The sequence below is a fragment of the Longimicrobium sp. genome (genome assembly GCA_036389795.1).
In the GTDB taxonomy this organism is placed as follows: Bacteria; Gemmatimonadota; Gemmatimonadetes; order Longimicrobiales; family Longimicrobiaceae; genus Longimicrobium.
Genome location: DASVWD010000256.1, coordinates 1 through 25,879 on the forward strand (window position 1 = coordinate 1; position 25,879 = coordinate 25,879).

At 77.0% G+C, this 25,879-nt stretch carries 4 protein-coding genes; all 4 read left to right on the forward strand.

All coding sequences use genetic code 11. The annotated features are described in order from the left end of the window. Window positions 1-2,444 (forward strand): phosphopantetheine-binding protein (locus tag VF746_29700; GenBank protein HEX8696630.1); only part of this gene is annotated, 2,444 nt, incomplete at its 5' end. A 285-nt stretch (window positions 2,445-2,729) separates the two neighbouring features. Beyond that, window positions 2,730-7,466, forward strand: a complete 4,737-nt coding sequence (locus VF746_29705; protein HEX8696631.1) for an amino acid adenylation domain-containing protein — start codon at window positions 2,730-2,732, stop codon at window positions 7,464-7,466. A 215-nt stretch (window positions 7,467-7,681) separates the two neighbouring features. Continuing rightward, window positions 7,682-15,460, forward strand: a complete 7,779-nt coding sequence (locus VF746_29710) for an amino acid adenylation domain-containing protein (GenBank protein HEX8696632.1) — start codon at window positions 7,682-7,684, stop codon at window positions 15,458-15,460. Window positions 15,461-15,909: 449 nt separating this feature from the next. After that, window positions 15,910-25,704, forward strand: a complete 9,795-nt coding sequence (locus tag VF746_29715; protein HEX8696633.1) for an amino acid adenylation domain-containing protein — start codon at window positions 15,910-15,912, stop codon at window positions 25,702-25,704. Window positions 25,705-25,879 lie beyond the last annotated feature (175 nt).

Sequence of the window (25,879 nt, forward strand, 5' to 3'; positions counted from 1 at the left end):
CGCCCTACCTGCTGGACGGGGCGGCGATCGCCGCGGTGAACGCGCCGGAGCTGTGCGTGGTGGCCGGGCCGGACGACGCGGTGGAGGCCGTGCGCGCGCGGCTGGAGGCGGCCGGCGTGGTCGCCCGCAGGCTCGCGACGACGCACGCCTTCCACTCGCCGATGATGGCGCCCGCGGTGGAGCCGCTGGCCGAGCTGGTGGGGCGGATGACGCTCAGGGCGCCCTCCATCCCCCTGCTCTCCAACGTCACGGGGGCGTGGATCACCCCCGCGGAAGCCGTGGACCCGCGCTACTGGGCGCGCCACCTCCGCGAGCCGGTGCGCTTCGACAGGGGCGCCGCCGAGCTGCTGCGCGGCCCGGGGCGCGTCCTCCTCGAAGTCGGCCCCGGGCAGACGCTCGGCACCTTCGTCCGCCAGGCGGGCGAGGCGGCCGCGGGCGTCCCGGCGATCCCGTCGCTCCGCTCCCCGTACGACCGCGCGCCGGACGCCTCCTTCCTCCTCGGCGCGCTGGGCCGGCTCTGGCTGGCGGGCGCCGCGCCGGACTGGGAGGCGTTCCACGCGGGCGAGCGGCTGAACCGCGTCCCGCTGCCGACCTACCCCTGGGACCGCCAGCGCTACTGGGTCGAGGCGCCTTCCGCCGACGCGGTGGATTCGCGTCGCGCCGCGCAGGCAGGGAAGTGCGCCGACCCCGCGCGGTGGGCGTACCTCCCGTCGTGGCGCCGCACCCCCGCCGTCCGCGCCGCCGCCGGCGAGGGGCGCGTGCTCGTCTTCGCGGACGATTCCGCGCTCTCCGCCGCAGTGCTCGACGAGCTGCGGGCGGCGGGGCGCGAGGTCGTCGCCGTCCGCCCCGGCGAGCGCTTCGAGGCCGCGGGCGGCGCGTTCACCGTCCGTCCCGGCTCGCGCGAGGACCACCGCCGGCTGGTGGACGCGCTGGCCGGCGCGGGCGGCGTCCCCGCGACCGTCCTCCACCTCTGGGGGGTGGCGGGAGAAGGGGAGGCGCGCGGCGGGTTCGGCGTGGTGCTGCTGGCGGACGCGCTGCGGCGGGAGAAGGCGGAGGTGGTCGCCGTCTCGGCGGGGATGGCGGAGGTGACCGGGGCCGAGGCGCTGGAGCCGGTCCGCGCCGGGCTGCTGGGCGCGCTCCCCGTGCTGGCGCTGGAGTACCCGTCGCTCGCCGTCCGCGCGATGGACGTCGAGGCGCCGCGCTCCGCCGCCGGGGCGAAGGCGCTGGCGCAGCGCGTCGCCGCGGAGGCGCTCTCCGGGCGGACGGAGCGCGTGGTGGCCCTGCGCGGGCGCGGCCGCTGGGTGCGCGGCTGGGACGCCGTGCCGCCCGCCGCGCTGGGCCCGGTGCCGCTGCGCGAGGGCGGCGTCTACCTCTTCCTGGGCGGGCTGCGCGGGCGCAACGAGCGGCTGGCCGGGCACCTCGTCCGCACGCGCGGGGCGAGGCTGGCGCTCGTCGACCCCACGCTCCCGCACCGGGGGCAGTGGGACGCCGTCGTGCGCGCCCGCCTCGCCGAGGACCCGCTGCGGCGGCAGATCGAGCGCGTCCGCGAGCTGGAGGCCGGCGGCACCGAGGTCCTCACCATCCAGGTGGTCCCCTCCGAGGCCGTGCAGCTCCGCGACGCGCTGCGGGAGATCGACGGGCGCTTCGGCGCGCTGCACGGGGTCGTGGTCTCGCCGCTGGCGCACGAGGTGGAGCCGCGGGCCGTCGCCGCCGAGCTGCGCCTGGCCGAGTGGGAGAAGCGCGCCGCCCGCCTCTTCGCCGAGCTGGAGGCGGTCGGGGAGGCGCTGGAGGGGCGGGCGCTCGACTTCGTGGTGCTGGAGTCGTCGCTCACCCCCGCGCTGGGCGGGATCGGGCTGGCCGGGGCGGCGGCGGCGCACGCGATGACGGACGCCTTCGCCCAGCGCCGCGCCCGCGCAGGGTCGCAGGCGTGGACGAGCGCCGGGTGGGACCGCTGGCTCGACGAGGGCGAGGCGGCGGAAGGGCTCGGGATCACGCCGGAGGAGGCCGGGCCCGCGTTCGAGACGCTGCTGGCGCTCGCGGGAGAGCCCGCGGTGCTCCTCTCCACGGGCGACCTGGCCTTGCGCGCCGAGCGCGCCGCCGCGCCGGTGGAGGCGTCCGCCTCCGCCACGATGTATGCCCGGCCGACGCTGGCCACCGAGTACCACCCCCCGGCGACGGAGCTGGAAGAGCGCGTGGCGGCGATCTGGGAGGAGCTGCTGGCGATCTCGCCGATCGGGGTGCACGACGACTTCTTCGGGCTGGGCGGGCACTCGCTGCTGGCCACGCAGATCATCTCCCGCGTCCGCGACGCCTTCGCGCTGGAGCTGCCGCTGAAGACGATCTTCGAGGCGCCCACCGTCGCCCGCTTCGCCGCCGCCATCGAGGCCGCGCTGATGGCCGAGATCGACGCCATGAGCGAGGACGAGATCCTGAGCCTGGTCTAGCGACGACGGAAGCCGCGGGGGTTCGGCGTGAAGAGAGGCTCCGGCGCGGGCGGCAGGGGGCCCCCTCTCCCCCGGCCCCTCTCCCACGAGGGGATGAGGGGAGCACATAACGCAGGGCGAGGTTGCGGCGCGGGGCGGCGGGACGCGCCGCCGGCGAGGTTTGCGGTTCTCCCTCTCCCGCCCCGCTCCTGCGGGCCGGGGAGGGGGGCCTTCCCGGCGGCGCTGCACGAACGCTGGTCGAAGCGAGAGAGAAGCGGTCTTCCGACTGATGGAAACGGACTGAGCATGAGCGACACGATCGAGCGCGCGCAGGGCGGCGAGGCCGGGCGGCTGGCCGAGGCCAAGCGCCGCCTGCTGGAGAGGCGCATCCGCGGGGAGGTGAAGCCCGCCGCGCCGGTGGCCGCCATCCGGCGGCGCGGCGGCGGGCCCGTGCACCCGATGAGCTGGGCGCAGGAGCGGCTCTGGTTCCTCGACCAGCTGGAGCCCGGCAGCCCCTTCTACAACATCCCCGGGGCGGCGCTCGTCTCCGCCCGCGTCGACGTCCCCACCCTGGAGCGCGCCTTCAGCGAGGTGGTGCGCCGGCACGAGGCGCTGCGCACCGTCTTCCGCCTGGTGGACGGCGAGCCGAAGCAGATCGTGCAGCCGCCCTACCCGGTGCGCGCGCGCATCACCGACCTGCGCGGGCCGAACGGCGAGCCGGCTCCGGAAGAGCTGGTCCGCGCCAGGGTCGGCGAGGAGGGCGCGGCCCCCTTCGACCTGGCCGAGGGGCCGCTCTTCCGCGTGGACCTCTTCCGCGTCTCCGACGCCGACTACGCGCTGCTGGTGAACGTGCACCACATCGTCACCGACGGGTGGTCGATGCCGATCGTCTTCCGGGAGATGGAGGAGCTGTACGAGGCGTACGCCCGCGGCCTCCCGTCGCCGCTCCCCGAGCTGCCGATCCAGTACGCCGACTACTCGGCGTGGCAGCGCGAGTACCTCACCGGCGAGACGCTCAGGCGGCAGGTGGACTACTGGCGCCGCCACCTGGAGGGCGCGCCCACGCTGGAGCTGCCCAGCGACCGCCCGCGCCCGCCCGTCCTCTCCCACCGCGGCGGCATCTACCGCTTCCTGTGGCCGGCGGCGCTCACCGGGCGGCTCAAGGCGCTGGGGAAGGAGCTGGGCGCCTCCCTCAACATGGTGGTGATGGCCGGCTTCAACGTGCTGCTGCAGAAGTACAGCGGGCAGGACGACGTGGTGGTGGGCACGCTGCTGGGCAACCGCAACCGCGCCGAGACCGAGCCGCTGGTGGGCTTCTTCGTGAACTCCGCCCCGATCCGCCTGCGCCTGGGCGGCGACCCCGCCTTCCGCGACGTGGTGCGGCAGGCCCGCACGGCCATCCTGGACGCCGACGCCAACCAGGACCTGCCGTTCGACAGGATGGTCGACGCGCTGGCGGCGGAGCGCGACCCCAGCCGCAACCCGCTCTTCCAGGTGATGTACTTCCACCACACGTTCGTGAAGAGCCTGCACCAGCGGGAGGAGTCGGAGTTCGCCGAGGAGCTGAACCTCCGCGAGCTGATCCAGGAGACGGGCGTGTCCCTGGTCGACACGCACGCCGCCAAGTTCGACCTGACCTTCGCCACGCTGGAGCACCGCGACGGCACGCTGGCCAACATCGCCGAGTACAGCTCCGACCTGTGGGACGAGGAGACCGTCGCGCGGATGATGGAGCACCTGCGCGTGCTCCTGGACGACGCCTGCTCCCGCCCCGACGCGCCGCTCTCGACGCTGTCCATGGTCTCCCCGCGCGAGCGGGAGCGGCTGCTGCAGTGGGGGGTGAACGAGCCCGCCTTCGCCCACGCCGCCGAGTCCGTCGTCTCCCTCTTCGAGCGCCGGGCGGACGCCTCGCCCGGCGCCCTCGCCGCGGACTTCGCGGACGGGGCCCTCGCCTACCGCGCGCTGGACGAGCGCGCCAACCGCGTGGCCCGGCGGCTGGCTGCGCTCGGCGTCACGCCGGGCGCGCGGGTGGGGCTGGCGACGGGGCACTCGGCGGGGATGGTGGCGGCGGCGCTCGGCATCCTCAAGGCGGGCGCGGCCGTGGTTCCCCTCGACCCCGAGTACCCCGGCGAGCGCCTGGCCTTCATGGCGGAGGACGCGGGGCTCCGCGCCGTGGTGGCCGAGGACGGCGCACCGGCGGCTCTCGCGTCGTCCGGCGCGGCCGTGCTGGACCTGGAGCGCGACGCGGCGGCGGTCGCGGCCGAGGACGGAAGCCGCGTCGGAATCGGGGTCGCGCCGGACTCGGCGGCGTACGTGATCTACACCTCCGGCTCGACGGGGACGCCGAAGGGCGTGGTGGTCCCCCACCGCGCGGTGGTGCGCACGATGGTGGGGACGGACTACGTGGAGGTCGCGCCGGGCGACCGGGTGGCGCAGGCGGCGAACCTGTCGTTCGACGCGGCGCTCTTCGAGATCTGGGGCGCGCTGCTGAACGGCGCGGCCACGGTCGGCATCCCCCGCGACCTGCTCCTCTCCGCCCACGACTTCGCGGCGGAGCTGGCGCGGAAGGGGATCACGCACCTCTTCCTCACCACGCAGCTCTTCCACCGCCACGCGCGGGAGGTGCCGGGGCTCTTCTCCGCCCTGAAGTACGTGCTGTTCGGCGGCGAGGCGGCGGACCCGGGGGCGGTGCGCCGCTGCCTGGAGGGCGGCCCGCCCGCGCACCTGGTCAACGGCTACGGGCCCACCGAGGCGACGTTCTTCGCCACCACCCACCGGGTGGCGGACCTGCCCCCCGGCGCGCACGCGGTGCCGATCGGCCGCCCGATCACCGGGACGCGCTGCTACGTGCTCGACCCCGCGGGGGCCCTCGCGGGCGTGGGCGTCCCCGGGGAGCTGTATATCGGCGGGGAGCGCGTGGCGCCGGGCTACCTCGCCCGGCCGGAGCTGACCGAGGAGCGCTTCGTGGCCGACCCGTTCGCGGGCGGCGGCGCACGGATGTACCGCACGGGCGACCGCGTGCGCTGGCTGCCCGACGGCACGCTGGAGTTCCTGGGCCGCTTCGACGAGCAGGTGAAGGTGCGCGGCTTCCGCGTCGAGCCCGGCGAGGTGGCGGCGGTGCTGCGCACGCACCCGGCGGCGGCCGACGCGGCGGTGGCCGTGCGCGAGGACGCGCCGGGCGACCGGCGGCTGGTGGGGTACGTGGCCGGGCCGGACCGGGCGGCGCTGGACGCGGCCGACTTCCGCGCCTTCCTCAGGGAGCGGCTCCCGGACTACCTGGTCCCCTCCGCCTTCGTGGCGGTGGACGCCATCCCGCTCACCCCCAACGGCAAGGTGGACCGCGCGAAGCTCCCCGCCCCCGCCGCCCCGCGCGGGGACGAGGGCGCCTTCGCCGCGCCGCGCGGCCCCGCCGAGGAGACGCTGGCGCGGGTGTGGGCCGAGGTGCTGCGGGTGGAGCGCGTGGGCGTGCACGACAACTTCTTCGCCCTGGGCGGCGACTCGATCCTCTCCATCCAGATCGTCGCCCGCGCGGCGCAGGAAGGCGTGCGCGTGACGGCGAAGCAGATGTTCCTGCACCAGACCGTCGCCGAGCTGGCGGCGGTGGCCGGCGCGGCGCCCGCGGCCCGTGCCGAGCAGGGCCCGGTCACCGGCCCGGTGCCGCTCACGCCCGTGCAGCGCTGGTTCTTCGCGCAGGAGCTCCCCGAGCCGCACGTCTTCAACCTGGCGCTCCTCTTCCGGCCGCGCGAGGCGCTCGACCCGCCGGTCCTGGAGCGCGCCGCCGCCGCGCTGCTGGCGCACCACGACGCGCTCCGGCTCCGCTTCGCGCGCGGGGCGGACGGCTGGGAGCAGGCGAACGCCGGCGTGGGCGGCCCGGTCCCCTGCGAGGTCGTCGACCTCTCCGCCGTCCCCGCGGAGGCGCGCGAGGCGGCCTTCACCGGGCGCGCCGCCGCCCTCCAGGCGAGCCTCGACCTGGCGAACGGGCCGCTGGTCCGCTTCGCCCTCTTCGAGCTGGGGGACGGCGAACAGCGGCTGCTCCTGGTCGCCCATCACCTGGTGGCGGACGCCGTGTCGCTGGGCTTCCTGACGGAGGACCTGGAGGCGGCGTACCGCCGGCTCGCGCGCGGCGAGGAGGCGCGGCTGCCGCGCAAGACCACGTCGTTCCGCGCCTGGGCCGAGCGCCTGGCGGAGCGCGCGCGCTCGGGCGAGGCGCGCGCGGAGCTCCCCTTCTGGCGGGCGCAGGCGGGCGGCGCGATTCCCGTCGACCACCCCGGCGGGGCGAACCCGGAGGGGCTGGCGGACCGCGTCTTCGTGGAGCTGGGCGAGGAGGAGACGCGCGCGCTGCTGCACGACGTCCCCGCCGTCTACAACACGCAGGTCAACGACGTGCTCCTGGCCGCGCTGGCGATGGCGCTGCGCGGCTGGACGGGCGGCGCGCTCGCGGTGGACCTGGAGGGGCACGGCCGCGAGGACCTGTTCGAGGGCGTGGACCTCTCGCGCACGGCGGGGTGGTTCACGGCCATCCACCCGCTGCGCCTGGAGCTGCCGGACGGCGGCCCCGGCGAGGCGCTCAAGGCGGTGAAGGAGCAGCTCCGCGCCGTCCCGGGGAAGGGGATCGGCTACGGCCTGCTGCGCTGGATGTCGCCGGACCCCGGCGTCCGGGACGAGCTCGCGGCGCTCCCGCGGCCGCAGGTGAGCTTCAACTACCTGGGCCGCTTCGACGCCGCGGAGGACCCGTCGCGCCTGCTCGCCCCCCTGGACGGCGACACGGGGCCGTCGCGCGGCCCGCTCGGGCCGCGCACGCACCTGCTGGCGATCGACGCGGCGGTGAGCGGGGGGCGGCTGGGGGCCGCCTGGACGTACGGCACCCGCGTGCACGAGCGGGCCACGGTGGAGCGCCTGGCCGCCGCCTGGACCCGCGCGCTGCGCGAGCTGGTCGAGCACTGCCGCGACCCCGAGGCGGGGGGCTACACCCCGTCCGACTTCGCGCTGGCCGGGCTGGACCAGGGCGGGCTCGACGCGCTGCTGTCGCAGCTGGGCGGGTGAGACCCTCTCCCCCGGCCCCTCTCCCACGAGGGGAGAGGGGAGCACATACCGCAGGCCCGGGTTGCGGCTCGGGAGGCAGAGGTTTTCGCAGTTCTCCCTCCCTCGCCCCGCTCCCGCGGGCGGGGGAGGGCCGGGGAGGGGGCATCACCGGCGGCGTCCGCGCGGAAGTCGGTCGAAGTGAGGTGACGTGAGATGAAGTGGCAATCGAGGAGTCGATGAGCAGCGACAGCCGGAAGAACGTCGAGGACATCTACCCGCTTTCCCCGCTCCAGCAGGGAATGCTGTTCCACGCGCTGTACGCGCCGCGGTCGGATGCGTACGCCGAGCAGTTCCCCCTGCTCCTGGAGGGGCCCGTGGACGCGGAGGCGCTGGTGCGCGCCTTCCGCGCGCTGGTGGCGCGCCACGCGGCGCTGCGCACGGCGTTCGTGTGGGAGAACGTCGACCGGCCGCTCCAGGTGGTGTACCGCCGGGCGGAGCCGGACGTGCGGCGGCTGGACTGGTCCGGGCTCCCCGAGGCGGAGTGGAGGGGCCGCCTCGACGCGCTGCTCGCGGAGGAGCGCCGCGCCGGGTTCGACCCCGGCAGGGCGCCGCTGGTGCGGCTGTCGCTGGCCCGCATCGGCCCCGCGCTGCACCTCTTCCTCTTCGGGTTCCACCACATCCTGTTCGACGGGTGGTCGTTCCCGCTCCTGCTGGACGACCTGGAGGCGCTCTACCGCGCCGAGCGCTCCGGCCGCCCGGCGGCCCTCCCGCCGCCGCCGCGCTACCGCGACTACATCGCGTGGCTGCTGCGGCAGGACGCCGGGCGCGCCGAGGCGTTCTGGCGGGGCGCGCTGGCCGGCTTCACCGCGCCCACGCCGCTGCCGCTGGACCGCGGGGGCTCCGGGCCGGCCGAGGAGCACGGGATGGAGACGCTCTGGCTCGACTCCGCGCTCACCGGGCGCCTCCACGCGTCCGCGCGCGAGCGGGGCGTCACCCTCAACACGCTGGTGCAGGGCGCGTGGGGGCTCCTCCTGGCGCGCTCTTCCGGCGAGGAGGAGGTGGTCTTCGGCGCCACCGTGTCGGGGCGCCCCGCGGAGCTGCCGGGGGTGGAGCGCATGGTGGGGCTGTTCATCAACACCCTCCCCGTGCGGCTCGCCGCGCCCCCGTCCGCGCGCGTGGGCGAGTGGCTCGGCGCGCTGCAGGCCGCCCAGGCGGAGGTCCGCCAGCACGATTACGCGCCGCTCAACGACGTCCAGGGGTGGAGCGGCGTCCCGCACGGCCGGCCGCTCTTCGAGAGCGTGCTGGTGTTCGAGAACTACCCGGTCGGCGCGGACGGGCCCGCCGACGACGGCGGGCTCCGCTTCCACGGGCTGCAGGTGCCCGAGCGCACCAACTACGCGCTCACCCTGGTCACCGTCCCCGGCGAGGAGCTCGAGCTCCGGCTCGCGTACGACGCGCGGCGCTTCGACGCGGCGGCCGCCCGGCGCATCCTGGCCCTCCTGCGCGAGCTGCTCGCCGGCCTGGCGGCCGACCCGGGCCGCACCCTGGGCGAGGTGCCCTGGCTCACCCCCGCCGAGGCCCGCCGGCTGGCGGAGTGGAGCGGCGCGGGCCGCGTCGGCGCCGGCGGCGAGCCGTGGCACCGCCTCTTCTCCGCGCGGGCGGCGCGCAATCCGTCCGCCGCGGCGGTCGTTTTCGACGGTGGCTCGCTCACCTATGCGGAGCTGGACGCACGCTCGGACCGGCTGGCGCGGCGCCTGGCGTCGCTCGGCGTGCGGCCGGAGTCGCGGGTCGCCGTCTGCATGGAGCGCGGGGCGGAGATGGTGGCCGCCGTGCTCGCCGTGCTGAAGGCGGGCGGCGCGTACGTCCCGGTCGATCCCGACTACCCGGCCGGACGCGTCCGCTACCTGCTGGAAGACTCCGGCGCTCCCGTCGTCCTCACGCAGGCGCGCCTCGCCGGCCGCATCCCCGCGACGGACGTCCGGGTGGTCGTCGTCGACGGGGAGTGGGATCGCATCGCGTCTGCCGAGGACGTCCCGCTGCCGGACGTGCACCCGGAGAACGCGGCGTACGTCATCTACACCTCGGGGTCGACCGGCCGGCCGAAGGGCGTGGTGGTCACGCACGCCTCCCTGGTGGCGCACAACCGCGCGGTGATCGAGGAGCTCGGGGTGACGGAGGCCGACCGCGTTCTCCAGTTCGCCTCGTTCAGCTTCGACATCTCCGTCGAGGAGATCTTCCCCACGCTCCTGGCGGGCGGCACGCTCGTGCCGCGCCCCGCCGGGCCGCCGCCGGACGCCGCCGCCTTCGCGCGGCTGATCGCGGAGCGGGAGATCACGCTGCTGAACCTCCCCACCGCGTACTGGCACGCCTGGGTCGCCGAGGGGGTCCGCGCCGAAGACCTGCCGCCCACCCTGCGCCTGGTGACCGCGGGCGGCGAGCGGCCGCAGCCGGGGGCGTGGGCGCGGTGGCAGCGGGCGGCGCGGGGCCGGGTGCGCTGGCTGAACGGCTACGGGCCCACCGAGGCCACCGTCACCGCCACCTTCCACGAGACGCCGCTCGACGCGCCCGCCGACGCGCCCGCCGACATCCCCCTGGGGCGGCCGCTGGCGAACTCCCGCGCCTACGTGCTGGACGCGGCGCTGCGCCCGGTGCCGGCCGGCGTGGCGGGCGAGCTGTGCCTGGGGGGCGCGGGGGTGGCGCGCGGCTACCTGGGGCGGCCCGGGCCGACGGCGGCGGCGTTCGTCCCCGACCCGTTCGCGGCCGAGCCGGGCGCGCGCATGTACCGCACCGGCGACCGCGCGCGCTGGCGGGACGACGGCGTGCTGGAGTTCATCGGGCGCGCCGACGAGCAGGTGAAGGTGCGCGGCCACCGCGTGGAGCCGGGCGAGGTGGAGGCGGCGCTCCGCGAGCACCCGGCCGTCCACGACGCCGCCGTCGCCGCCCGCGAGGACGCGCCCGGCGCGAAGCGGCTGGTGGCCTACGTCGTCGGCCGGGGCGGGAGCGCTCCGTCGCCGGACGAGCTGCGCGCGCACCTGCTCGGCCGCCTCCCCGCGCACCTGGTCCCCTCCGCCTTCGTGGCGCTGGACGCGCTGCCGCTGACGCCGGGGGGGAAGGTGGACCGCCGCGCCCTCCCCGCGCCCGAGGCCCCGGCCGGCGGCGGCGAGGGGTACGTGGCCCCGCGGGGCGCGGTGGAGGAGGTGCTGGCGCGCGTCTGGGCCCAGGTGCTGGGAGTGGAGCGCGTGGGCGTGCACGACAACTTCTTCGCGCTCGGCGGCGACTCGATCCTCTCCATCCAGGTCGTCTCCCGCGCCGCGCGCGAGGGCGTGCGCGTCACCCCGCGCCAGGTGTTCGAAGAGCAGACGGTGGCCGCGCTGGCGGCCGTGGCGGGCGGGCCGGCGCGCGCCGCGGCCGAGCAGGGCGCCGTCGCCGGCGAGGCGCCGCTCACCCCGATCCAGGCCTGGTTCTTCGCCCACGGCTTCGCGGAGGCGCACCACTGGAACCTGCCGGTGATGCTGGAGTCCGCCGCGCCGCTGGACGCGGACGCCCTGCGCCGCGCCTTCGCCCGGGTGCTGGAGCACCACGACGCGCTGCGCCTGCGCTTCCGCCGGGTCGGGTCGGCGTGGAGGCAGGTGTTCGCCGCGCCGGGAGAGCCGATCCCGTTCGAGCTCGTCGACCTGTCCGACCTGTCCGGCGAGGCGCTGCGCCTCGCGATCGAGACGCACGCGGCGGCCGTGCAGGCGAGCCTGGACCTGGAGCGCGGGCCGCTCATGCGCGCCGTCCTCTACCGCGGCGCCGCGGGGGAGCCGGACCGGCTGCTGTGGACCGTCCACCACCTGGCCGTGGACACCGTCTCCTGGCGCGTGCTGCTGGAGGACCTGGAGACGGCGTACGGGCAGGCCGCCCGCGGCGAGCCCGTCGCCCTCCCCGCCAAGACCACCTCGTTCCGGGAGTGGGCGCACCGCCTGGCCGCGCTGGCGGCGGCGGACGAGGTGCGGCGCGAGGCGGAGTGGTGGCTCTCCCGCCCGTGGGAGCGCGCGGCGGACCTCCCCGCCGACCATCCCGCGGGGGAGAACACCGAGGCGGGGCTGCGCACCGTCACCGTCGAGCTGGACGAGGCCGAGACGCGCGCGCTCCTGCAGGAGGTGCCGCCCGTCTACGGGACGCGGGTCGACGACGTGCTGCTGGCCGCGCTCGCCCGCTCCGTCTCGCGCTGGACGGGGGCCGGCGCGGTGGCGCTCGAGCTGGAGGGGCACGGGCGCGAGGAGCTGTTCGAGGGGGTGGACCTCTCGCGCACGGTGGGGTGGTTCACGGCCGCCTTCCCCGTGGTGCTGGAGGTCCCCCCCGGCGACGACGGCGACCTGCTGCGCGCGGTGAAGGAGCAGCTCCGCGCCATCCCGCGGAAGGGGCTCGGCTGGGGGCTGCTGCGCCACGCGGTCGGGGACGAGCGCCTCGCCGCCCTCCCCGAGCCGCGGCTCAGCTTCAACTACCTGGGCCGGTACGACGGCGGGGAGGGCGGCTGGCTGCGCGGCACGGACGTCTCCCCCGGCCCCGCGCACGCCCCGCGCGCCCGGCGGGCGGCGCTGGTCGACATCGCCGCCCTGGTGGAGGGCGGGCGGCTGCGGGTGACCTGGATGTACGCGGGCGAGGTGTTCGGCGCGGCCGCCGTCGAGCGCGCCGCGTCCGACTACGCCGACGCGCTGCGCGGGCTGGTCGCGCACTGCCGCGGAGCGTCGCGCGCCCAGGCGCCGGCCGGCTTCCCGCTGGCCGCGCTCACGCGCGAGGAGACGGAGCGCGTGCTGGCGGCCGCCGGGGCGCGGCCGGGCGAGGTGGAGGACGTCTACCCGCTCACCCCGCTCCAGCAGGGGATGCTCTTCCACGCGCGCCTGACGCCGGAGTCGGACGCGTACGTGGGGCAGGCGGCGTTCACCCTGCGCGGCGGCTTCGACGCGGACGCCTACGCGCGCGCCTGGGAGGCGGTGGTCGGCCGGCACCCGGCGCTGCGCACGGCCTTCGTGGACGCGGGGGCCGGGGGGCCGGTGCAGGTGGTGCTGCGCCGCGCCGGGCTCCCGGTGCGCCGGCTGGACCTGCGCGGCGTGCCGCGGGGCGAGCTCCCCGGCCGCCTCCGCGCGCTGGCCGGGGAGGAGCTCCGGCGCGGGATCGACCCGGCGCGCGCGCCGCTGCTGCGGCTCACCCTGGCGCGCCTGGCCGACGCCGAGTGGCGGGTGGTGCTCACGCACCACCACCTGGTCTTCGACGGCTGGTCGGCGCCGCGGCTGTACGGCGAGGTGGACGCGCTCTACGCGGCGTACGCGGCCGGGCGCGGCGCCGACCTCCCCGCGCCGCGGCCGTACCGCGACTACGTGGCGTGGCTGGCGCGGCAGGACGCGGGGGCCGCGGAAGCGTTCTGGCGTCGCGCGCTGGCGGGCTTCGCCCGGCCCACGCCGCTCCCGCTGGCCGGCGCGGCGGCGGGCCCCGGCGGCGCCCCGTCCGAGTTCGGCGAGGTGGCGCTCGCCCTCCCGGCCGCGGAGGCCGCCGCGCTCGGCGCCTTCGCCCGCGAGGGGCGCATCACCCTCAACACGCTCTTCCTGGGCGCGTGGGCGCTGCTCCTCGCGCGCCACGCGGGCGAGGACGACGTGCTCTTCGGCACCACCGTCTCCGGGCGCCCGGCCGACCTCCCCGGGGTGGAGGAGATCGTGGGGATGATGATCAACACCATCCCCGCGCGGGTGGGCGTGCGGCGCGGCGCGCGCGTGCTGGAGTGGCTGCGCGAGGTGCAGCGCGCGCAGCTGGAGGCGCGCCAGTACGAGCACGCGCCGCTCACCGAGGTGCGGCGGTGGAGCGGCGTCCCCGGCGACCGGGCGCTCTTCGAGTCGCTCTACGTCTTCGAGAACTACCCGGCCCTCCCCGCCCCCGCCCCCGCCGGCGCGGAGCGCGGGGAGCCGGATCTCGAGGCCGCCGACGCCGAGCTGGTCGAGCGCACCAACTACCCGCTGGCGGTGGCCGTCGTCCCGCGCGGCGGGGCGCTGGAGCTCCGCCTGACCTACGACGCCGCGCGCTTCACCGCCGGCGCCGCGCGCCGCCTCGCCGAGCGGTACCGCGCCCTGGCCGCGGCGCTGGCGGAGTCCCCCGAGCGCGCCGTGGGCGAGGTGGCGCCGCTCACGGAGGGCGACCGGCGCGCGCTGGCGGCGTGGAGCCGCGGACCGGCCGCGGACGCGCCGCGCGCGCCCTTCCACCGCCTCTTCGAGGAGGCGGCCGCGCGCCGGCCGGAGGCGCCCGCGATCCGCTTCGAGGGGAAGACGATCCCCTTCGCGGAGCTGAACGCGCGGGCCAACCGCCTGGCGCGCCGGCTCCGCGCGCTGGGCGTGGGGGCGGAGACAGTGGCCGCCGTGTCGCTGGAGCGCTCGCCGGAGCTGGTGGTGGCGCTGCTGGCGGTGAACAAGGCGGGCGGCGCGTTCCTCCCCGTCGACCCGCGCTACCCGGCCGAGCGGCGCCGCTGGATGCTGGAGGACTCCGGCGCCCGCGTCGTCCTCACGCACTCCTCGCTCCTCCCCGATCTCCCGTCTACGGGCGCGATGGTCATTGCGCTGGACGCCGTAGCGGAGGAGCTGGAGCGGGAGAGCGATGCGAACCTCCCGGTCGAGGTCGATCCCGGGAGCGCGGCGTACGTGATCTTCACCTCCGGGTCGACGGGGCGGCCGAAGGGCGTGGTGGTGCCGCACCTGGGGATCGGGAACCTGGCGGAGGCGCAGCGCGAGGCGTTCGGGATCGGCCCTGGGAGCCGCGTGCTCCAGTTCGCCTCGTTCTCCTTCGACGCGGCGGTGGCGGAGGCCGCGCACGCGCTGCTGAACGGCGCCTGCCTGGTGATGGGGACGGCGGACGCGCTCCTCCCCGGCCCCGGGCTGCTCGGCCTCCTGTGCGCGGAGGCGGTCACCGTGGCCACGCTGCCGCCCTCCGTGCTCGCCGCGCTCCCCGACGCGGAGCTGCCCGCGCTCGCCACCGTCGTCGCCGCGGGCGAGGCCGTGGGCGGCGAGGCGGCGCGGCGCTGGGGCGCGGGGCGGCGCTTCGTGAACGCCTACGGCCCCACGGAGACCACCGTCTGCGCGACGCTGGCGGTCGACCCCGCCCCCGACCCCCGCCCGGCGATCGGCGGCCCGATGCCCGGGGCCACGGCGCACGTGCTCGACGCGGCGATGCACCCGGTCCCCCCCGGCGCGCCGGGCGAGCTGTACGTCGGCGGCGTGGGCGTGGCGCGCGGCTACCTGGGGCGGCCGGGGCTGACGGCGGAGCGCTTCGTCCCCGATCCGTTCTCCTCCGAGCCCGGCGCGCGGCTCTACCGGACGGGCGACCGCGTGCGCTGGCGCGAGGATGGGCAGCTCGACTTCCTCGGCCGCGTGGACGAGCAGGTGAAGGTGCGCGGCTTCCGCGTGGAGCCGGGGGAGATCGAGGCCGCGCTGCGCGAGCACCCGGCCGTGCGCGACGCCGTCGCCGCCGCCCGCGAGGACGTGGCCGGAGACCCGCGGCTGGTGGGCTACGTCGTCCCCGCGGACGGCGCCGCGCCCGCCGCCGAGGAGCTGAGGGCGCACCTGGCCGCGCGCCTCCCCGAGCCCATGGTGCCGGGTGCGTTCGTCGTGCTCGACGCGCTCCCGCTCACCCCCAGCGGCAAGGTGGACCGCCGCGCCCTCCCCGCCCCCGGGCGGAGCGGGCCGAAGGCCGGCCGGCCGCCCTCGACGCCCACGGAAGAGGCGCTGGCGGAGCTCTGGGGCGAGCTGCTGGGGGTAGAGCGCGTGGGCGCCGACGACTCGTTCTTCCTCCTCGGCGGCCACTCGCTCCTGGCGATGCGGCTGGTCGCGGCGGTGCTGGAGCGCTTCGAGGTGGAGCTGCCGCTCAGGGCCGTCTTCGAGGCGCCGACGCTCGCCGGCGTGGCCGCGCGCGTCGACGCCGCCCGCGACGAGGCCCTCGCCGCGCTGATGGAGGAGATGCCGGAGGAGGAGCTGCGCGCGCTGATGGAGGCGTAGGCGCGTCGAGGGTCTGACGGACGTGCCCGGCGAGGTTTCGCGTCGGGGCGACCCTCCAGTGGGGGCGAGTAGATCCCTCTGGTCGCTGCCGCGCCCATCGGGACGACATCGGTTCGGTCGGCCAGGCTGTCGCGCAGTTGCGGTTCTCCCTCTCCCGCCCGCTCCGGCGGGCGGGGGAGGGTCGGGGAGGGGGCATCACCGGCGGCCCCCGCGAGGGTGCCGGTCGAGCGGGCGCGAAGTCGGGTCGCTACCGCGCCCCTCGGGATGACCTCGGCGTGGCCGGGCGGTCGTTCGCAGTTCGCGGTTCTCCCTCTCCCGCCCGCTCCTGCGGGCGGGGGAGGGCCGGGGAGGGGGCCTCACCGGCGGCCCTCGCGAGGATGCCGGTCGAGCGAGACGAAGCAACGCGATCGCCGTGGCCACGGCGTGACTTTCTTTCGGATGAAGGGCGGATGACGGACCTGCTGAGCAAGCTGGCGGAGCTCTCTCCGGAGAAGCGGCGGCTGCTGGAGATGCGGCTGAAGACGGCGCGCGCGCAGAAGGCCGGGCCCGAGCTGGCCCCGCGCGGGCGCACGGGCGAGCCGTTCCCGCTGTCGTTCGCCCAGCAGCGGCTGTGGGTGCTCGACCGGCTGGAGCCGGGGGCGCCCACCTACAACGTCCTCTTCCCCGTCCGCCTGCGCGGCCCCCTCGACGTCCCCGCGCTGGAGCGGGGGCTGGACGCGCTGCGCGAGCGCCACGAGACGCTGCGCACCACCTTCGCGGAGCGGGGCGGCCGGGCGGTGCAGGTGATCCACCCCTTCGAGCCCGTCCCGCTCCCGGTGGTCGACCTCTCCGCCCTTCCCGCGGCCGAGCGCGAGGCCCGGGCGGAGCGGATCGCCAGCGACGACGCCAACACCGGCTTCGACCTGGAGCGCGGCCCCGTCATGCGCGCCCGCCTGGTCCGCCTGGGGCCCGAGGAGCACACGCTGCTGGTGACGATCCACCACATCGTCAGCGACGGGTGGAGCATCGGGATCATGGTGTCGGAGCTGAACCGGCTCTACGACGCCTTCCGCCGCGGCGAGCCCAGCCCGCTGGCGCCGCTCGCGCTCCAGTACGCCGACTACGCGGCGTGGCAGCGCGAGTACCTGAGCGGCGAGAACCTGAAGCAGCACCTGGCGTTCTGGCGCCGGGCGCTGGAGGGCGCGCCGCCCGCGCTGGAGCTCCCCACCGACCGGCCACGCCCCCCCGCCGTCTCGCACCGGGGCGGGCACTCCTTCCGCCACGTCGAGGGGATCGCGGGGCCGCTGCGCGCGCTGGCGCTGGAAGAGGGGACCACCCTCTTCGCCGTGCTGCTGGCCGCCTTCCGCGTGGTGCTGATGCGCCATTCGGGGCAGGGCGACGTGGTGGTGGGCACGCCCGTGGCCGGGCGCACCCGGCGCGAGGTGGAGGAGATCGTCGGCTTCTTCGTGAACACGCTGGCGCTCAGGACCGACCTTTCCGGCGACCCGGCGTTCCGCGAGCTGGTGCGGCGCGAGCGCGAGTCGCTGCTGGACGCCTTCCAGCACCAGGAGCTCCCCTTCGAGCGCGTGGTCGAGGAGCTCAGGATCCCGCGCGACCTGAGCCGGAACCCCGTGTTCCAGGCGCTGTTCTCGCTCCAGAACGCGCGGAGCGACCGGCTGGCGCTGGGCGGCGTGGAGGTGGACTTCCAGCCGGTGGAGTACCGCTCGGCCAAGTTCGACCTGGCGTTCGAGGTGGTCGAGGAGGACGCCGACCTGGTGGTGCAGGCGCAGTGGATGGAGGACCTGTTCGACGCGCCCACGGCGGAGCGCCTGGTCGACCACTTCCTCCGCGTGCTGGAGACGGTCTCCGAGGACCCCGGCCTGCGCCGCTCCGAGATCGACCTGATGACGGCCGAGGAGCGCGCGCGGGTGGCGCGCGAGTGGCCGCGCGGCGCCGTCCGCCCCGTTCCCGCCGTCCCCGTCCACCGGCTCTTCGAGGCGCAGGCCGCGCGGACGCCGGGCGCCGCCGCCCTCTCCTTCCTGGGCGAGCGGGTCACCTACGCGGAGCTGGACGCGCGCGCCGCCCGCCTCGCCCGCCGCCTGCGCGCGCTGGGCGTGGGCCCCGAGCGGCGCGTGGCGCTGGCGCTGGAGCGCTCGCCGGACCTGGTCGCGGCGCTGCTGGCGGTGCTCAAGGCGGGCGGCGCCTACGTCCCCCTCGACCCGGCGTACCCGTCCGGGCGGCTGGCGTACATGCTGGAGGACTGCGGCGCCGCGGCGCTCGTCGTCCGCTCCGGCGTGCCGGCGGCGCTGGAGGGCTTCGCCGGCCCCGTGCTCTCGCTCGAGCGCGACCGGGAGGAGATCGCCGCCGCCCCGCCGCTGCGGGCGGACGAGGCGGAGGTCGATCCCGACAACCTGGCGTACGTCATCTACACGTCGGGCTCCACGGGCCGGCCCAAGGGCGTGGCGGTGCCGCACCGGGGCGTGGCCAACCTGGTGCGGGCGCAGGTCGATGCGTTCCGGGTCGCGCCGGAGAGCCGCGTGCTCCAGTTCGCCTCGGTGAGCTTCGACGCGTCGGTCTCGGAGGTGCTGACGGCGCTGGCGGCGGGCGCCACGCTCGTCCTCGCCCCGCGCGAGGCGCTGCTCCCCGGCGCGGACCTGCTCTGGCTGCTGCGGCGCGAGCGCGTCACGGTCGCCACCCTGCCCCCCTCCGCGCTCGCGGTGCTGGGGGACGCGGACCTTCCCCACCTGGAGACGCTGGTCACGGCGGGCGAGGCGTGCCCGCCGGAGGTGGCCGCGCGCTGGGCCCCCGGCCGCCGCTTCCTGGACGCCTACGGGCCGACGGAGGCCACCGTCTGCGCGTCGATCTCGGACCCGCTGGAGCCCTCGCCGTCGCGTCCCCCGATCGGCCGGCCGCTGGAGAACGCGACGACGTACGTCCTCGACGGGGAGATGCGCCCCGTGCCGCCCGGCGTCCCCGGCGAGCTGTACGTGGGCGGCGCCGGCGTGGCGCGCGGCTACCTGGGGCGGCCGGGGATGACGGCCGCGGCGTTCGTCCCCGATCCCTTCTCTTCCGGGCCCGGCGCGCGGCTCTACCGCACGGGCGACCGCGTGCGCTGGCGCGAGGACGGGCAGCTCGACTTCCTGGGCCGCGCCGACGAGCAGGTGAAGGTGCGCGGCTACCGGATCGAGCCCGGCGAGGTGGAGGCCGCCCTGCGCGCCCACCCCGCCGTCCGCGACGCCGTCGTGGCGGCGCGTCCCGACGCGGCGGGTGGGGAGCGCCTGGTCGCCTGGGCCGTGGCGGACGAGGCGGAGGCGTCGCCCGCCGCCCTGCGCGGCCACCTGGGGCGCCTGCTCCCGGAGTACATGGTCCCCTCCGCCGTCGTGGTCCTCGCCGCGCTCCCGCTCACGCCGAACGGGAAGGTGGACCGCCGCGCGCTCCCCGAGCCCGAGGCCGTGTCGGAAGAGGACTACGCCGCCCCGTCCACGGCGACGGAAGAGGCGCTGGCCGGGCTCTGGCCGGCGCTGCTGGGCGTGGAGCGCGTGGGCGCCGCGGACGACTTCTTCCGCCTGGGCGGCCACTCGCTCCTGGCCACGCAGCTGGTCTCGCGGATCCGCGACGCGCTGGGCGTCGAGATCCCGCTGCGCACCGTCTTCGAGTCGCCCACGCTCGCCGCGCTCGCGGCCAGGATCGACGCGCTGCGCGGCGAGGCCCTCCCCGCCGCCGCCGCGCCCGCCGGGCCGATCCCGCGCGCCGACCGCTCGCGCGACCTGCCGCTCTCGTTCGCGCAGGAGCGGCTCTGGTTCCTGGAGCAGCTCGAGCCCGGGTCGCCGCACTACAACGTCCCGCAGGCGCTGGAGCTCGCGGGCGGCGTGGATCTCCCGGCCCTCGAAGCCGCGGTGAAGGAGATCGTCCGCCGGCACGAGGCGCTGCGCACTGCCTTCGTCCCCGGCGACGACGGCCCCGTGCAGCGCATCCTCCCGGCGGAAGGCTTCGCGGTGTCCTTCGCCGACCTCTCGCTCGTCCCGACAGGGGAGCGCGAGGCGGAAGCCGACCGGCGCATCGCGGCGGAGGCGCGGCGGCCGTTCGACCTGCGCACCGGGCCGCTGGTGCGCACCACGGTCCTGCGCCTGGAGCCGGAGAAGCACGTCCTCCTGCTCGTCTTCCACCACGCCGCGTTCGACGCCTGGTCGGCCGGGGTGCTGCACGGCGAGCTGACGGCGCTGTACGGCGCCTTCCGCCGCGGCGAGCCGCCGCCGCTTCCCGATCTCCCGGTCCAGTACGCGGACTTCGCGGCGTGGCAGCGCGGGTGGCTGGCGGGGGACGAGCTGGAGCGGCAGCTCGCCTACTGGCGCGAGCGGCTGCGCGGCGCCCCGGCCACGCTGGACCTGGCGTTCGACCGGCCGCGCCCGGCGGTGCAGGACCTGCGCGGCGGCACCCACCACTTCGAGCTGTCGCCCGAGGCGGCGCGGGCGGCGCGCGAGTGGGCCGCGCGCGAGGGGGCCACGCCGTTCATGACGCTGCTGGCCGCCTTCGCCGCGGTGCTGCACCGCTGGTCGGGCGAGGAAGACCTGGTGGTGGGGACGCCGATCGCCAACCGCACGCGGCCGGAGCTGGAGGCGCTGATCGGCTTCTTCAGCAACACGCTGGCGCTCCGCGCCGACGTCTCCGGCGACCCGTCGTTCCGCCAGCTGCTGGGGCGCGTGCGCGAGACCACGCTGGAGGCGTACGCCCACCAGGACGTGCCGTTCGAGAAGCTGGTGGACGAGCTGAAGGTGGAGCGCTCCCTGAGCCACTCGCCGCTCTTCCAGGTGATGTTCACGCTGCAGAACGCCCCCGGCGGCGCCCTGGAGCTGGGCGACGCCTGGATCCGGGGGCGCGAGGCCGAGCTGGGCACCTCGCGCTTCGATCTCACCGTCGGCCTCTACGAAGACAGGAACGGCGTCGGCGGGTGGGTGGAGTACGCCACGGCGCTCTTCGACGCGCCGACCGTCGTCCGCCTCGTCTCGCACCTGGACGCGCTGCTGCGCGCCGCCGCCGCCGCGCCCGACGCGCCGGTCTCCGCGCTGCCGATGCTCTCGCCCGCCGAGCGCCGGCTGGTGGTGGAGACCTTCAACGCGACGGACCGGCCGGGATACGAGGGGCTGGTCGTCCACGACTTCTTCGCCCGGCAGGCCGCGCGGACGCCGGACGCCGCCGCCGTCGAGTGGGGCGCCGAGCGGCTGACGTACGCGGAGGTCGACCGGCGGTCGAACCGGCTCGCCCGGCGTCTGGCGAAGCTCGGCGTGGGCCCCGACAGCCTGGTCGCGATCTCGCTGGAGCGCTCGCTCGACCTGCCGGTGGCCGTGCTGGCGGTGCTGAAGGCGGGCGGCGGCTACGTCCCCGTGGACCCCGCCTACCCGGCCGAGCGCGCGGCCTACATGCTCCGCGACAGCCGCGCCGCCGTGCTGCTGGCCACCTCCGCCGTCGCCGCGCGGCTCCCGGAGACGGGCACGCCCGTGGTGCGGCTGGACGGCGACGCGGAGGAGATCGCGCGGGAGAGCGCGGAGCCGCTGCGGGTGCCGCTCGACCCCGAGAGCCTCTGCTACGTGCTCTACACCTCGGGCTCCACGGGGCGGCCCAAGGGCGCGGCGCTCCCGCACCGGGCGCTGGTGAACCTCCTCCTCTGGCAGGTCCGGCACTTCGGGCCGGAGCCGGCGGCCCGGACGCTCCAGTTCGCCTCGCTCTCCTTCGACCCCTCGTACCTGGAGATCTTCGGCGCCTGGGCCACGGGGGGCTCCGTGGTGATGATCGACGAGGACAGCCGCCGCGACGCCGAGCGCCTGCTGGCCCACCTGCGCGAGCACCGCGTGGAGCGGCTCTACATCCCCTTCGCCGGGCTGCAGAACCTGGCCGAGGCGGCGGAAGGGGCCGACGCGCGCCTCCCCGCCCTGCGCCAGGTGAACACCGCCGGCGAGGCGCTGCGCTCCACGCCGCAGCTGCGCGCCCTCTTCCGCGCCAACCCGGGCGCCCGGCTCGTCAACCAGTACGGCCCGGCCGAGACGCACGTGATCAGCGCCCACCGGCTGGGCGGCGACCCCGACGCCTGGCCGCTGCTGCCGCCGATCGGCCTGGCGCTGGACAACACGCGCCTGTACGTGCTGGACCGGCACCTGAACCCGGTGCCGCCGGGCGTCCCCGGCGAGCTGTACGCGGGCGGGGCCAGCCTGGGGCGCGGCTACCTGGACCGCCCGGCGCTCACCGCCGAGAAGTGGGTCCCCGACCCCTTCTCCCGCACCCCCGGCGAGCGGCTCTACCGCACCGGCGACCGGGTGCGCTGGCGGACGGACGGCGAGCTGGAGTACATCGGCCGCGTGGACTTCCAGGTGAAGATCCGCGGCTTCCGCGTGGAGCCGGGCGAGGTGGAGGCGGTGCTGGGGACGCACCCCGCCGTGCGCGAGGCCGCCGTCGCCGTGCGCGGGGAGGGGACCGAAAAGCGCCTGGTGGCCTACCTGGTCCCCGCCGAGGGCGCGGCGCCGGCGCCGTCCGAGCTGCGCGCGCACGTCGCGTCGCGGCTCCCCGACTTCATGGTCCCCGCCGCGTGGGTGGTGCTGGAGCGGATGCCGCTCACCCCCACCGGCAAGGTGGACCGCCGCTCGCTCCCGGAGCCCGAGCCGGCTTCCGCCGAGGCGGGGCGCGTCCCGCCGCGCACCCCGGCCGAGGAGGTGGTGGCCGGGATCTGGGAGCGCGTGCTGGGCGCGCGTCCCGGCGTGCACGACAACTTCTTCGAGCTGGGCGGCCACTCGCTGCGCGCCACGCAGGTGGTCTCGCGCCTGCGCCGGGCGTTCGGCGTGGACCTGCCGCTGCGCGCGCTCTTCGAGGCGCCCACCGTGGCCGGGCTGGCGGCGCGCGCCGTGGCCGCGCGCGCGGGCGGGGAGCACCGCCTGCCGCCGCTGGTCCCCCAGCCGCGCGGGGAGCGGGCGCCGCTCTCCTTCGCCCAGCAGCGCTTCTGGTTCGTCGAGAGCCTGGGCGCCGCGCCCGCCGCCTACAACCTGCCGACCGTCCTCCACCTCCGCGGCGACCTGGACGCGGACGCGCTCCGCCGCGCCCTGGACGGCCTGGTCGCCCGCCACGAAGCGCTGCGCACCGTCTTCCGCGCGGAAGGCGGCGAGCCGGTGCAGGTCGTCCTTCCCGCGCTCTCCATCCCCCTCCCGCTGGACGACCTGACGTCCGTCGCGGACGAGGAGGCGCGGAGCGCGGAGGCGAAGCGCATCTCCGACGCGGAGTCGCGCGCGGCGTTCGATCTCGCGGCCGGGCCGCTCCTGCGCGCGCGGCTGGTCCGACTGGCGGACGACGAGCACCTGCTCCTGCTCACGCTGCACCACGTCGTGGCGGACGGCTGGTCGATGGGGATCCTCTTCCGCGAGCTGGCGGCGCTCTACGACGCCGCGCGCGAGGGGCGCGACGCCGGGCTGCCGCCGCTGCCGGTGCAGTATCCCGACTACGCCCTCTGGCAGCGCCGGCGGCTGGACGGCGCGTCGCTGGAGGCGGAGGTCGGCTTCTGGCGCGAGCGGCTGGCGGGCGCGGCCACGCTGGCCCTGCCCACCGACCGGCCGCACCCGCCGGTGCAGAGCTTCCGCGGGGGGACGATCCCCTTCGAGCTGCCGCCCGAGACCTCCGCGGCGGTGGCCGAGCTGGCCCGGAAGAGCGGGGCGACGCTGTTCATGGCGTTGCTGGCGGCGCTCGACGTCCTCCTCTTCCGCTGGTCGGGGACCGAGGACGTGGTGGTGGGCTCGCCGATCGCCGGGCGCACGCCGGAGCAGACCGAGCCGCTGATCGGCGTCTTCCTCAACACGCTGGCGCTCCGGGCCGACCTCTCCGGCGACCCCACCTTCCGCGAGCTGCTGGCGCAGGTGCGCGAGACCACGCTCGACGCCTACGCGCACCAGGAGGTCCCCTTCGAGCGGCTGGTGGAGGAGCTGCGCGTGGAGCGGAGCCTGGCCCGGCACCCGCTCTTCCAGGTGATCTTCAGCCTGCAGACGGCCGGCGCGGCCGCCGCGGACGCCGATCCCGGGTTCGCCGGGCTGGCGGTGGAGGCGGGCGAGGGCGACACGGGGACGGCCAAGGTGGACCTGACCGTGGCCATGGCCGAGCACGGCGGCGTGCTGCGCGGGGTGATCCAGTACGCGTCGGACCTGTGGGACCGGGGGACGATGGAGCGGCTGGCGGCGCAGCTGGGCGTCCTGGTGGCCGCCGCGGCCGCGGACCCCGACCGCCGCGTCTCCGACCTGCCGCTGCTGCCGGAGGAGGAGAAGGCCCTCGTCCTCGGCGCGTGGAGCCGCGGCGAAGTGCATCCCGCGCCGCGGGCCGCCGTGCACGAGTTGTTCGAGGCCTGCGCCGCCCGGCAGCCGCACGCCCTCGCCGTGGAGGCCGCCGACGGGCGGCTGACCTACGCGGAGCTGAACGTGCGGGCCAACCGCCTCGCGCACCGGCTCCGGCGGCTCGGCGTCGGCCCCGAGCGGCGCGCGGCCGTGCTGCTGGAGCGCTCGGCGGCGATCGTCGCGGCCGAGCTGGCGGTGCTGAAGGCGGGCGGCGCGTACCTCCCGCTCGACCCCGCCTCGCCGCCGGAGCGCATCGCCTACATGCTGCGCGACGCCGAGGTGACGGTGGTGCTGACGCGCGCCGGGCTGCGGGACCGGGTGACGACGGGCGATGCGGGCTACCGCGCGGACGCCGCCGGTGAGGCCCCCTCCCCGGCCCTCCCCCACCCGCGGGAGCGGGCGGGGGAGGGTGGGGTGGGGGTCATCGCGCTGGACGAGGAGGAAGCGGCGCTCGCGTCGGAGCCGGACGCGAATCCCGGCGTCGCCGTCGATCCGGACCACGTCGCCTACGTCATCTACACCAGCGGGTCGACGGGCCGGCCGAAGGGCGTGGCGGTCCCGCACCGCGGCGTGGCGAACCTGGTCGCCTGGCACCGGCGGGCGTTCGAGCTCGGTCCCGACGACCGGACGACCCAGCTGGCCAGCCCGTCGTTCGACGCGAGCGCGTGGGAGACGTGGGCGGCGCTCACGGCCGGCGCCTCGCTGCACGTGGCCCCCGACGAGGTGCGCGCGAACCCGCCGGTGCTGCTGCGCTGGCTGGACGGCAACGCCGTCACCCTCTCCTTCCTTCCCACCCCGGCGTGCGAGGCGGTGCTGGAGGCGATGGAGCGCGGCGCCCCCCGGCCGCCCCGGCTGCGCGCCATGTTCACCGGCGGCGACGCGCTGCGCCGGCGGCCGCCCGCGGGGCTCCGGCTCGAGAACCTCTACGGGCCCTCGGAGAACAGCGTGGTCAGCGCCTGGGCCGCGGTGCCGCACGACGGCGCGGGGCTGCCGCCGATCGGCCGGCCGGTGGACAACCACCGCGCCTGGGTGCTCGACGCGCGGCTCGTGCCCGTCCCCATCGGCGTGGCGGGCGAGCTGTACGTGGCCGGCGAGGGGCTGGCGCGCGGCTACCTGGGGAAGCCGGGGATGACGGCCGCGGCGTTCGTCCCCGATCCGTTCTCGTCCGAGCCCGGCGCGCGGATGTACCGCACCGGCGACCGCGCGCGCTGGCTGGCGGACGGCGAGCTGGAGTACCTGGGCCGCGCCGACGAGCAGGTGAAGGTGCGCGGCTACCGCATCGAGCTGGGCGAGGTGGAGGTCGCGCTCCTGGCGCACCCCGCCGTGGGCCAGGCCGCCGTCGTCGTGCGCGACGACACGGGCGAGAAGCGGCTGGCGGCCTACCTGGAGCCGGCGCCCGGCTTCACGGCGCCGTCGTCGGGGGAGCTGCGGGCGTGGCTGCGCGAGCGGCTGCCGGACTACATGGTCCCCGCAGTGTTCGTGGCGATGGACGCGCTCCCCGTCTCCCCCAACGGCAAGGTGGACCGCCGCCGCCTCCCCGCGCCCCCGGCCGCCACCGAGCGCGCCGCCGTCTCCGTGCCGCAGAGCGCGCTGGAGCGGAAGCTCGCCGCCGTGTGGCAGGAAGTGCTGGGCGTGGAGAGCGTGGGGCTCGACGACAACTTCTTCGAGATCGGCGGCCACTCGCTGCTCGTGGCCCGCATGCAGGAGAAGCTGCGCGAGGCGCTGGGCCGCGAGGTGTCGGTGGTGGACATCTTCCAGTACCCCACCGTCGGCGCCCTCGCCGCGCACCTGGAGCCCGCCGGAGCGGCGGAGGAGGCGGGCGTAGCGAAGGCCGACGAGGCGGCGCGAGCCAGCGCCGAGCGGGGCGCGGGCAGGCGGGAGATGATGCAGAGGAGACGGGGGAGGTAGGCTCCGCGCTCGGCCGGGTGCCCCCTCTCCCCCCCCGGCCCCCCTCTCCCACGAGGGGAGAGGGGGGAGAACTCCGCGCGGGAGGGTGAGTTAGGCGCAGTTGCAGTTCTCCCTCCACCGCCCCGCTCCTGCGGGTCGGGGAGGGGGCGTCACCGGCGGCGTTACGAGAAAGTCA

Bases quoted from the DNA above. Each gene is read 5' to 3' on its own strand.
- VF746_29710 (HEX8696632.1), top strand. From the start codon at position 7,682: ATGAGCAGCGACAGCCGGAAGAACGTCGAGGACATCTACCCGCTTTCC.
- VF746_29715 (HEX8696633.1), top strand. From the start codon at position 15,910: ATGACGGACCTGCTGAGCAAGCTGGCGGAGCTCTCTCCGGAGAAGCGG.
- VF746_29705 (HEX8696631.1), top strand. From the start codon at position 2,730: ATGAGCGACACGATCGAGCGCGCGCAGGGCGGCGAGGCCGGGCGGCTG.